The following is a 12259-nucleotide window of genomic DNA, read 5'->3' as shown; positions in this document are numbered from 1 at the left end:
CTAAATTCTTTGCTTTCGCTGCATTTTGAGGTGGGGGTCTTACTGCCCATTAAAGTGGGATAAATCATTTACCGTGCCATATTTCATATTTTTTGTAGATGTCAAAGCAGTCCCATCAGCTGCGAAAGTGACAATACTAAACTCCTCTTCCTTCGGTAACAACTTAGCACCAGGTACGTTGTACACAACAATCAAATCCGTACTCTTCAGGAATTAAGTATATAGTATCTGTAGTTTCTTTACCAAAACTAATACATCCACTTAATAAAAACGTTAATACGATTCCGAAACAAAATGTACTTTTCTTTAAAACATAATAAATTTTTCTATCCATTTAAATATGCATCCCAATCATAGTCTTCAATTTTATAGAATCTACCTTCATCATTTCTTTCATATGCACATAAAGGTGGTTCCTCAAGAAACCTTAAAATAGAATCATCTATATTCAAAATGACTCCAATTGAAATAATTTGAAAGTTTTTAGGATTATTGACATAGTCATCACTTTCATAACCACTCAGTATTGACCAACCAGAGTCACCTTTTTCTCTTGAATCCTCTTTAAGCATAAAGTTAAATTCTCTTTTTTCAAGTACATCATCACTAACAATTACCTTCGTATCAAAATAAAAGTCCCAATCTTTTGAAGCTGGATCGTTATATTCCGTATCACATATGTTTTCAATTCCAAATGAAATTTTATCACCCACTTTTAAATCTAAACGATACGGATTATTATTGAGTATCCCTACAAAATTTTTCTCGTTTCTTTCAGTAATTTCAACCCACATTCTTTCACCATGAAACCCATCTTCTTCCTCATTTTTAGATACAAAAATTAGCTTTACCAAATCTCCAACCTTTAATTTCTCCAAAACTTTTGAGCTAGGAAGATAGAAAGTATAAGGTGCTTCTTTATTTATTTCATAAACATTATCTAAGTACCAAGTCATCTTTTTCTCTCCTTAAAAGCTTTTCACACTCATATTTAAAAAATAACACTATTTTTTCTTCCGGCAAACTACTACCATAGAATAGCAGTCTTCTCTTAACTCATTTCCTTCTCAATCATTATATATATGTAATAATTCAAAACCATTCGCTACAAATAATCTATCTAACTCTTGCGGATATGTATAGCGAAGGTCAATCGTTGTTTTCAGTTCCTCTACTTGCCCATCATCCTCATAAAACCTTCTTGTTGTTATGTAGTGCTGTATTTGCTGAATTGAATCGTATGTCATTTCAGTATATAAATCACATTTTCTTCCCTTTTCATCACTAACGGTTGTCCAATACTCTTCTGTAGATGGTTGTATTAATTCTTCTTTTGAAGGAAAACGTGTATCGAATATGAATATACCATTATCAGCTAACACATGATGAATAGATGTTAATAACTTATTTTGATCAGTATTCGTAAGAAAATGTTGAAATCCATGACCAACTATAAAGTGAAACTTTAATCAGTGGGAGTTTTGTTCATCCCCCACTGATTATTAGTTGAACCAATCGGACGTTTACGGACAGCCCGATTCCCACCTAACTTCTTTGCTCCAACTGAATTTTGAGGTGGGAGTTTTACTGTCCGTTAACGCGGGATAAATGCTAGCGGAATTGTTTCTTCAATCTTTAATTGTAAACAATCCTGTTGTAACCATTTTACTTTTTTACACTCGGCAGATTTCCTCATCGCTTCAGCAAGCATACCTTCATGTATATCTACACCGATCATTTTATATCCGTTTTCTATAAAGGGAATGGTAACTCTTCCTGTTCCGCAAGCAATATCTAGAATCCATTCATTTTGTATATTTAGTTTTTGTGCCCATGATAGTAAAAACGGAAAATCTGACAGACTTTTATTTTCTATATCATATCGTTTTGGATTTTCGTATTCAGATAGACTCCATTTTGTTTGCAAACGTATTCCCCATTTCATTTTCCATTTATATTTAATATATAAATTATAGCGAATTATTAGTTTTTTCTCTATAATCAAACACAATTACTTGGACTAATCTAACTTTCCTTTTCGTAAGCTAAAAATAAGTGGACGAATCGGAGTGTGATACGATGGAACGATTATGGATTCCTATGATAGTTACATTTTTTTCATTCGGTGGATTACTATTAGGTGGTGCGGTCGGCATTGCTACCCGTCAGCTAATTGAAGAAAAAATGCATCGTTTATACGCATTATGCGGCGGAATTTTACTTGGACTTTTATCACTTGAAATTATTCCTGAAACATTTTCAAGCTTTGAAATGATTGGGCCTATACTTGGTATAGCTATCGGTATTTTAGTTATGAGCTTATTAGATAATTATTGTCATCATCCAATGATACATAAAAAAGATCAACAAGCTTGGCAAACTTTCCTTTTTCTCTCTTTCGCTATATTTATTCATAATTTGCCGAGTGGATTTGCTTTAGGTACTGCTTTTATTAATCATGCTGACTCTGCCATACCTTTTTTAATAGCAATTGTCGTTCACCATATTCCTGAAGGCTTAGCATTAATCATCCCCTTCCTCTTTACAAAGCATAAATATATTTCATTTTTATTAACAACTTTATTACTTTCTCTTATCCTCGGTACAGGTACTGTTTTTGGCATTTTGATGGAAGGAAAAGCTCTACATTTACAAGGGCTCATTATGGGGAGTGCTATCGGTTCACTTGGCTATGTCACAATTCATGAAATGCTTTGGAAAGCAAAGAAGCAGCTCTCTTTCCTTTCATTTTTAACATGGGCATCCAGTGGATTTTTACTAATAACAGTATTTACACTATTCGCTGGTCATCATTAAAGATAATAATATTATCATTTGTATATTTTTCCTTTTTCTCCAAAACATAATAGTATCTACCTAATTATAAGGAGGAAAAATTATGTTTGGGAAAACAGCCGGTGAAGCACTAGTTGACCTATTAATTGACTGGGGCGTAGAACACATTTACGGAATGCCTGGAGATTCTATCAATTCTATAATTGAAGCTTTAAGAAAAAAACAAGATAAAATCAAATTTATTCAAGTGCGCCATGAAGAAGCTGGCGCACTTGCAGCAGCTGCCTATGCTAAGTTAACAGGAAAACTCGGCGTTTGCATGGCCATCGCAGGGCCCGGTGCTATTCATTTATTAAATGGTTTATATGATGCTAAGCTCGATAAAGCCCCTGTTCTAGCAATTTCAGGTCAAGTAGAAACCGATTTACTCGGTACGGATTTTTTTCAAGAAGTAAACTTAGAAAGATTGTTCGATGATGTCGCAGTTTATAACCAGCGCATTATGTCGGCAGAACAGCTACCTGCTGTCGTGAATCAAGCAATTCGAATGGCTTATACGAAAAAAGGTGTATCTGTTCTTACAATTCCGGATGATGTTCCGAAATTCGAAGTAAAGAATGGTGCTCGTGTTACAAATACTTCTTTTACATTACCTGAGTTATTTCCGCAAGAAGAAGATTTACATGCTGCCATACTCGCAATAAATGAAGCGAAAAAGCCTGTTATTTTAGCTGGAAAAGGTGCGAAACATGCAAGAGAATCTTTACTTACATTTGCAGAACACATTGGTGCTCCAATCGTACTTACATTACCAGCTAAAGGGATTATCCCTGATGAACATCCACTTTGTATCGGTGGGTTAGGATTAATTGGAACGAAACCTTCTTATGATGCAATGAAACATGCAGATACTTTAATTATGGTTGGTACTTCCTATCCGTTCACCGGTTTCTTACCTGAAAAAGCAAAAACACTCCATATCGATACCGATCCGGCCCAAATCGGAAAACGGTATGTAACAGATATCGGCTTAGCTGGTGATGCTGATAAAACATTAAAATGGTTAATTGAAAATGTAGAAAAACATGAGGACCACTCCTTCTTAGAGCATCATCAAGAAATGATGAAAAAGTGGGAAGAAAAATTGCACAATCAAGAAGACGATTCTTCTACTCCTATTAAACCACAACGCGTTATGCATGCACTGCAACATGTAGCTCATGATGACGCAATATTATCAGTGGATGTCGGAAATGTAACAGTATGGACAGCAAGGCACTTCCGTATGACAAATCAACAATTTATCATTTCTAGCTGGCTTGCAACTCTTGGCTGCGGTTTACCTGGTGCACTTGCTGGGAAAATTGCTTTCCCGGATAAACAAGTATTTGCGGTTTGTGGAGACGGGGGTTTTGGAATGACAATGAACGATTTCGTAACAGCTGTTAAATATAAACTACCAATCGTTGTCGTCGTTTTAAACAATAATAAAATCGCCATGATTAAATTCGAACAAGAAGTTATGGGGAATATCGAATTTGGTACAGACTTAACAAACCCTGATTTTGCAAAATACGCAGAGGCATGCGGAGGTATTGGATATCGTGTTGAGAATGTAGATGAGCTACTTCCTGCTTTTGAAAGTGCGGTAAAACAAAATAGACCGTGTATTATTGATATAGTTGTAGATGCAAACGAAGCACCAATGCCAGCAAAAATCACCTTTGGTCAAGCCGCTGGTTATACGAAGCATATGATAAAAGAATTGTTTGAAGAAGGTAAGATTGATTTACCTCCACTATAAACAAAAGAGATAGCTGAAAACGATTTGTCTTCAGCTATCTCTTTTATTTTTGTATTTCTCTATAAAAAGAAAAATCATTCACATTAGTTTGTATTCGTTTCTCTTCCTTTACTTCTGTATCCTTGCTCTTTGGTATTTTTACATTCCCTAGTTTAATCGCATCTTGCATACTATTACTTACTAAATTCCCCGCCAATATTGTCATACTATAAAAAGCAATTGGTATAAGTACAATCCATGTATGTGTAGTTAAGTGACGGAAGTTTTGACCAATTAGGCCAGTCCATTCTTTTGTTACACTATCTGGATCCATTCCGCTGAAGGTTATAGTTCCACCAAAAAATAATTGCAACAAACCAAGGTATAAAAGAAGCAATAAAGTACTCACAAATTGTTGAGCTACTAATAAAAGAAATGGTGGTAACATATGCGGCCATATATGGCGCTTCAACCTATGCCACTTACTTCCGCCGAGCACAGTAGCTGCCAACATAAATTCTTCTTTTTTAATACGTTTTACTTCTTGTGCTACATACAACATAACCGTTGGCACAGCAAGACATACAAGAACTATAATTTGAAATGCCACGCGCAAATATAACGGCACAACTTCCGCTCCACTGTCAAACGTTAAAACTTCATTTAGCATAAAATAAGAAATCATGACCATTGGTACAATACTAAAAGGATCAAAAAAGGATGAAATAACTGGAAAAGAACGTTTACCATACATACCAAGAAGTAAACCAACTCCCCCTCCAACTATAACTCGTAAAATCGCTATAATTATACTCGCTCCAACTGTCCATTTCGCGCCTTCTATTATTAATTGAACAAGGTCGCGGCCTTTCACATCACTTCCAAACCAAAATTTACTTGATGGTGAAAATGGAGCTGCCTCTAGTTCTCCTTTTTCGTTATAGATCATCGTAAGTTCACGAATATTCCCATCAAAAAACAACGTATATCCAATACTAACAATCATTAGTACACTCAAAAAAGTAATACCTATCCAAAATCTCACATCTCTTTTTACAACTTGCCACATATTACACACGCTCCTTTATCACATTTTGTAAGAGCGTATGTAATATACGAAATAGTATAAAAAACGGTACGTATAATATTACTAGACTCACTGTAAATATTTCTAATTTAGAATTTTCTTTTACAAAAACAAACATACCATATGTATTGAAAATCCATTCGATAATATATAAATTTGAAAGCATAAATAAAATATTTGTTTTCGCATAATAAATTGTCGTTAATAAAACATTTCTTGAAATATGATGTGTCAAAATATACTGTAAGCTTAATCCTTTACTCTTGACAAACAAACTATAATCTTTCTCTAACTCTTCTTTAAATCGTAATAACAACAGTTTAATAAACAATAAAGTTGTTGGTATTGTAAGACATATGATCGGTAACAAACGTATTCTTTCTTCCCCTAATCCAGCTAGTTTGACTGGCATAAATCCTGTTTTTTGAAAAAGAATTACGACAAGAAGTTGTGATACTAATATAAGTAATATATCTGGTATACTCTCAAGCGTAAGAAAAATCCCGTTCCACATTTTCTGCTTCATATGAGAACGCTGCAATACCCAAACGACAAGTACATACGCTATAAGCAAAGATAGTAAAAACGCTGAGAGAAATACAATCATCGTTTCAATATAATGAATCCATATTTGCGGAAATAATTTTCTTGAGTCCCGAAATCCATATGTTATTTCACCTGGTTGAAGTAACTTCCCTCCAAGAAATACAATCGTGTTCCAAAAACCAATTAAATCAATTTGCAATCCCTTAAATAAACGTGGCAGTGCACCTAGGCAGATTATACATAAAATTGCAGCTACTAGTTGTAAACAAGTAACCCCACACCATTTAGCAACTCGCATCAACATAAAGATTTCCCCTTACCCTTCGATAGAATATTCAGAAACAAAAAGACAGATATACTACATCTCTTCAGCTATACCTTGAGCCTGCTTCTTCCCACTAGGTAAAATCGCTTGATATAAACACGTAACCCAAAATAATAAACCAAATAAAATAATATACAATGTATCTGCACGAATCCATTTCGGGAACAGCATCGCTATCGCACCGAGGGATAACAGCTGAAATCCTGTCGTTAATGGACTAAGTAAACTTTGAACACGCCCCATAAATGACTCTTCTACAATTTCATACATCCAGCCCATGATTGCAACATTAATAAACGGTAAAAAGAATGTCGCAAAAGCGATACATACGTAAAAAGACCATACGTGGTTTACAAAGTAACACATACCGAAAAAGACCCCTGAGCCCGCCATACCAAATACAATAATAAGTTTGGGTGCATATTTCTTACCTACACTTGTTGCTACTATACTTCCAATTAGTAAGGAAATCCCTCCGACTACACCGCCTACCATCGCTAAACTTTCATACGTTGCTGGTGCTAATTTATATTTTAATATGTAAGTTGTTGATACGCTTAAAATACCATTCAATAATCCAAAAACGATAAATCCTAGAAGTAATTTTTTTAAAGTTTCATTTTGGTATATATACTTGATCCCTTCTTGAAACTCTGTTATTAACATCTTCAAATTAACTTCTTTCCATTTTGTTCTACCATTTGGCAAACGAACTTTTTCTGGAATAGAAATCGTTTGAATCAAAATACCACTCATAATAAAGGTGAGCGTATTTACTAAAACGCTCCCATAAATTCCAAAAGTCCAGTACACCATCGTTGCAATTCCTACACCAAATAAAGCATACAAACTATTTACCATTTGATTAATCCCTGCTGCTGCACCATATTGGTCTGATTCAACTACTCCCTGTATCATCGACTGTTCTGATGGAGAGAAAAATTGTATACATGCATTTTCCAAAAATAAAAATATAAAGACGAGTATAATCATTCCGTAATAAAGCGAAATTAGAATTCCGATATTACAGAGCGAACAACATATGTTACTTACCATACAAATACGCTGTCTATCAAAACGATCCACTACTGTCCCTACTAATAGAAAAAAGATTAATGCAGGTAATGCAATCATAATTTGTGTCATCGTTGCGTAAACTGGTTGCTTTCCGTATTGATCTAACAAGTAAAACATTAAAGAAATTCCAGCAATCATAGAACCGAGTCGCTCTAAAATATTTGCTAGAAAAAAACGTGCATACACTTTGTTGCGAAATAACTGTAGCATTTCTTTCATACTTCGTATCCTTTCTCTCGACAAAATAGTATTATTTTAGTAATTTCATGGAAGTTACATTATATTTTTCGACCATTATCCAATCTTTTCCTTCTGTATAGAGAACATTACAAAAAGACTCTTTTATACAAGAGTCTTTTTATTTCACTTCGCTTCACGTAATGATATGTAGCTAAATTCTTTTACATCTCACTAACTATTTTAATTTTCTAAAGTTTGGATACACTTTATTTATTTTACAAATGTATCGCACATCCACTTGTAAAATTTTTCTTTCTCTTCAAATTGTGGATAATGAGCTGATTTCTCAAAAGTAATAAATTCTTTTTGATCTGCTTCAATCGTATCAAAATATGTTTTTGCTGCATGAAATGAAGTGTTATAGTCATATTTCCCCATAAGGAAATAAAGCGGTAGCTTCATTTTAGTCACCTTAGTAGGCAGTGGACTCTTTAAATCCTTTTCTAATAAGACAGTTTGAGAATGTGATAATCCAATATTATAACGAATTACATCTAACAAGTTATATTCATTACTAAGTAACATTCCAATGTTATCGCCATCTGGATTTTCAATGACTCTTGATGTTCCACCATATTTCGCAACATAATTTCTCGGAGTGTATGCATCACCATTTTTAATTTTTTCAGTCAACCCATTTAAATAGGAAACCTCATCTGTATTCCCAGCATTTTGTGCCTGTTCAATTACATAGTTTAAACTATCCATTTCACTTTCTACTGTATCACTCATTTGTCCAATGCCAACATAAGCTTCATATTTTTCAGGGGCTTTATTGGCAGCTTGCATTCCGATATAGGTACCGTAAGAATGACCAACCAATATTACTTTTTCTTTACCAAGACGTTTTGAAATATAATCTGTCATAACTAATAAATCTTCTACAAGAAGTTCTGATGTAAGATTCGAATAGTCTTCCAAGAAATGATACGACTTCCCGCTGGCTCTTTGATCGTAATTAACAACTGTGAATTTCTCTTCCCATAAGGCTTGGTATTTTTGAGCATACGGTATTTCTGAAGTACCTGGTCCACCATGCACAAAAATAATGACCGGATTGTTCTTATTTTTGCCACGTATCATCATTTCATGATCACTTCCATTTATCTCCACTTTCTCTAATGTACTTATACTGTTTTTTCCCTTTATTTGCGAAGTCCATGTAGGAAATATTAGTGCTACGATTAATAATAGTAAAATGATGACACCAATGAGTTTTATTAATTTTTTTATCTTCTTCATAAGTAGTTTCCTTTCTTTTAAATTTATAAAAACATCAATTTAGTTCAGTAAAACTATCTCAAAAAAATATAAATGTACAACAATTTCACCTTGATCTTTTGCACATTCTAAATATCCCATATACTTCTTAACTTTCTGCTATATAACCCCTTAATATTTTCTTAATTTTCAATATAAAATTCATAGAAAGACTCAATTACAATGTATTAAAAATAAAGAAAAAAGCCCTTGTTTTCTCAACAAAGACTCTGTTCTTAAACTATTTAGCTACCTCTTCTTTCGGCATTACCATACCTTTATAAAGTTGAACAGTTATCCAGTAATAGATGAAATAAATGACTAAGAAAATCCCAATTGGCACCCACACCTTTACAAACGGGTCAACTAATATGAAGCTAAATAAGTTTAGCCCTACTAACACGTGGGAAATCCCAATGATTGCCGGGAAGATAAATAAATATGAAATTTCTTTATATATACTTTTCGTTAACATACTACGTCTCACACCAATTTTTCGTAACATTTCATAACGTCGTACGTCACGAGAAGCACCTGTTAATATTTTGAACATAAGAGAACTTGCCATCATTGCTAAAAAGGCAATTCCGAGGAAAAATCCCATAAACATTGTTCCACTCATGAAACTGTTCATAAATTGATAAATTGTCATTTTCGTAAATAAGTCTACTTTTGTACCTGTTGTTTTTTCAATTTGTTCTTTTTGTCTCTTGTCTATTTCAATTAACAACGGTTTATATTTTTTCATATCATCTACTTTTGCTAATGTTACAGTGTGTTCTGTTCCTTGAATCCCTTTATAATGCTCTTCATCTGCAATTCTTACTGGTTTTCCATTAAATTGATTATGTGTAATTTGTATTTCTCGTACAATCGCATCTTCCCAATCCCTTGGCATATGAGGAAGCTTATTCGCTACTTCAGGAACTTCCAAAGCAGTATAAACCGGTTCTGTTAAAGGTTCAGCAACACGTTTACGAGCAGGCTCTTTTAAAGTTTTTGTATCAAAGTGATCGGAAACAAGTGGTGGTTTCGCAGTTAAGTCGTTACGTAAATAATAAACTGCTTCTCCATCTACTTTATACTTATACTTGCTTTCTTCCACAATTTCCATTTCTTTTAACGCTGCTTCATCTTGATCATTTGGATCATGAATTACGACATCATATACACGTGAGAAGTCTGTCATAATACCTACATTTTTTTGAAACGCCATCCCTGCCGTCATCGCACCTGCGCCTAATGCAATTAACATCGCTACCGTACCTAGTACTCTCGATAAGCTATTTACTCGAAATCGTAGCTGTGCATATGTAAAACTATTTAAACCCGTTTCATTTCGTTTTTTATTTCCTTTAATTTTCATCACAAAAAATGGGAGCAATGAACTAAAGATAAAATATGTTCCAAGTGTTGTAACGATTGTCGCTATTATAAAGCCTAATTCAGCATATATTTTTACATTGATCATAAAGTAGTATCCTATACTTACTAGCAATATACCAAGTACTGTCATTATAATAATGCGAGTTTTACTTTTCTTTACTTCATCTAGCGTTTCATCTTCACGAATTAACTCCAATTCTGTTTTACGTAATAACCGGATGCTATTCATTAAACCAGTAATAAAAAATAGTATTAAGAAGAAAATAGCTGTAACTAAAATTGCTGGTGTGTATACAGATGCGTAACTACCTTTTGCTGAAATTTCCATACCATTCATTAAAAAGTTTCCTGCTACACTTGCAAGTAACATCCCTACTAAAATCCCGACAATAATGCTGACAATACCCATACCGAATGTTTCAATAAATAATAACTGTGCTACTTTTTTCTTTTTCGCGCCAAGCATCATATACATACCGAGTTCTTTTCTTCTTAATGTGAGTAAGAAGGAATTGGCATATATAATATAAAATACAGTAATGAAAGATAATAGTATGGCACCTACCCAGAATACGAGTCTAATACTACTAATAAGACTATTATCCTTCGTAAATTCACTATTCATCGCCATCGTTTGGAACATGTAGAAAATACTAATACTAATAACGAGGCCGATAAGTAAAACCATATAATCTTTTAACATCTTTTTCATACTATGTCGTGATAATTTGAATAACATAATCTCACTCCCTACTTAGACTCAGCAGCTGAGCCCATATGAGCGAGCACACCTAAAATGTCTTGATAGAAATTTTCTCGCGTTCCTTGACGCTTTAGTTCTTTATATAAAAGGCCGTCTTGAATAAATAATATACGCTCACAATAACTCGCACTAAATGCATCATGCGTTACCATTAAAATACTTACATTGTGATTTTCGTGTAAATCTTGCATCGCTTCTAATAAGCTTTTTGCATTTTTACTATCAAGCGCTCCTGTCGGTTCATCTGCTAATACGATTGCTGGATTATGTACTAAAGCTCGCGCTGCCGCTGTTCTTTGCTTTTGTCCCCCAGAAACAGCAGTTGGATATTTCGTTAAAATTTCAGTAATCCCTAACTTCTTTGCAACCTCATTCACCTTTCCTGTAATCTCACTTGAAGGTACGCCTTGCAGAGAAAGTGGTAAAGCGATATTTTCATAAATTGATAAGTTTTCAAGTAAGTTAAAATCTTGAAAGATGAACCCTAATTTTTGAGATCGAAAATCAGATAATGCATTCCCCTTCATAGAGGTAATATTTGTGCCAGCTATTGTCACACTACCACCTGTCGCTTGATCCAATGTACTAATCACATTAAGTAAAGTCGTTTTTCCAGATCCAGAAGGCCCCATAATCCCGACGAATTCCCCTTCCTTAATAGTTAATGATACGCCTCTTAACGCTTTTGACTGATTCTCATTTCTTTTCCCATACGTTTTTTCTACACTTTCTACAGTAACTACATTTGTTGACATCTCTTTCACTCCATCCCTTTTGTATAAAATGAATTTCTCACATATTTCTTATTTTTTCTCATGTAAATTCTTAAGAGTTTTTTAATTATTCATCCTATTAGAGTTACACAGACTACATGAACCTGTTTCCTACTTCATATTCTCATTTTTCTAAAACTCGTTCCTTCGATTTCGCTTACATTTACCTTACATTTTTGTAAGGTAAAAAAGAAAACACACCATTATGAATTGGTATGTTTTC

The 12259-nt window shown here is 33.9% G+C and carries 9 protein-coding genes and 3 pseudogenes; 2 read left to right on the top strand and 10 right to left on the bottom strand.

The window, feature by feature from the left end:
• Nucleotides 1-60 precede the first annotated feature (60 nt).
• The 4 genes and pseudogenes from COL05_RS32135 to COL05_RS30105 form a co-directional block, all read right to left on the bottom strand.
• Nucleotides 61-334, bottom strand: a pseudogene (locus COL05_RS32135) (DUF6843 domain-containing protein); the annotation flags it as partial.
• Nucleotides 327-956 (bottom strand): immunity protein Imm33 domain-containing protein, encoded by a 630-nt coding sequence (locus COL05_RS30115; protein ID WP_098671286.1) that lies wholly within the window; start codon nucleotides 954-956, stop codon nucleotides 327-329. The gene COL05_RS30115 and the pseudogene COL05_RS32135, both read right to left, overlap by 8 nt.
• 48 nt (nucleotides 957-1004) lie before the next feature.
• Nucleotides 1005-1451 (bottom strand): annotated as a pseudogene (locus COL05_RS30110) (SAM-dependent methyltransferase); the annotation flags it as partial.
• 155 nt (nucleotides 1452-1606) lie between these two features.
• Nucleotides 1607-1945 (bottom strand): annotated as a pseudogene (locus COL05_RS30105) (class I SAM-dependent methyltransferase); the annotation flags it as partial.
• A gap of 134 nt (nucleotides 1946-2079) precedes the next feature.
• Here COL05_RS30105 and COL05_RS30100 point away from each other — a divergent pair.
• Both COL05_RS30100 and COL05_RS30095 read left to right on the top strand, forming a co-directional pair.
• Nucleotides 2080-2817: a ZIP family metal transporter gene (locus tag COL05_RS30100; protein ID WP_098671285.1), complete on the top strand. Its 738-nt coding sequence runs from the start codon at nucleotides 2080-2082 to the stop codon at nucleotides 2815-2817.
• An 82-nt stretch (nucleotides 2818-2899) separates the two neighbouring features.
• A complete protein-coding gene (locus COL05_RS30095) occupies nucleotides 2900-4600 on the top strand; it encodes a pyruvate oxidase (protein WP_098671284.1) in 1701 nt (566 codons plus the stop codon).
• Between the two features lie 43 nt (nucleotides 4601-4643).
• Here COL05_RS30095 and COL05_RS30090 read toward each other — a convergent pair whose 3' ends face one another.
• The 6 genes from COL05_RS30090 to COL05_RS30065 form a co-directional block, all read right to left on the bottom strand.
• On the bottom strand, nucleotides 4644-5648 hold the full coding sequence (locus COL05_RS30090; protein ID WP_098671283.1) for an ABC transporter permease subunit: 1005 nt from the start codon (nucleotides 5646-5648) through the stop codon (nucleotides 4644-4646).
• Nucleotide 5649: 1 nt separating this feature from the next.
• Nucleotides 5650-6516: an ABC transporter permease subunit gene (locus COL05_RS30085; protein WP_142337731.1), complete on the bottom strand. Its 867-nt coding sequence runs from the start codon at nucleotides 6514-6516 to the stop codon at nucleotides 5650-5652.
• A 54-nt stretch (nucleotides 6517-6570) separates the two neighbouring features.
• Nucleotides 6571-7842, bottom strand: a complete 1272-nt coding sequence (locus tag COL05_RS30080; RefSeq protein ID WP_257152614.1) for an MFS transporter — start codon at nucleotides 7840-7842, stop codon at nucleotides 6571-6573.
• 222 nt (nucleotides 7843-8064) lie between these two features.
• Nucleotides 8065-9096, bottom strand: a complete 1032-nt coding sequence (locus COL05_RS30075) for an alpha/beta hydrolase (protein WP_098671281.1) — start codon at nucleotides 9094-9096, stop codon at nucleotides 8065-8067.
• A gap of 259 nt (nucleotides 9097-9355) precedes the next feature.
• On the bottom strand, nucleotides 9356-11239 hold the full coding sequence (locus tag COL05_RS30070; RefSeq protein WP_098671280.1) for an FtsX-like permease family protein: 1884 nt from the start codon (nucleotides 11237-11239) through the stop codon (nucleotides 9356-9358).
• Nucleotides 11240-11250: 11 nt separating this feature from the next.
• Entirely contained in the window at nucleotides 11251-12018 is a 768-nt protein-coding gene (locus COL05_RS30065) for an ABC transporter ATP-binding protein (protein WP_098671279.1), read from the bottom strand.
• Nucleotides 12019-12259 lie beyond the last annotated feature (241 nt).

The sequence above is a fragment of the Bacillus sp. AFS059628 genome, from assembly GCF_002571225.1.
Lineage (GTDB): Bacteria > Bacillota > Bacilli > Bacillales > Bacillaceae_G > Bacillus_A.
This window is presented reverse-complemented; position numbering and strand designations above follow the sequence as displayed.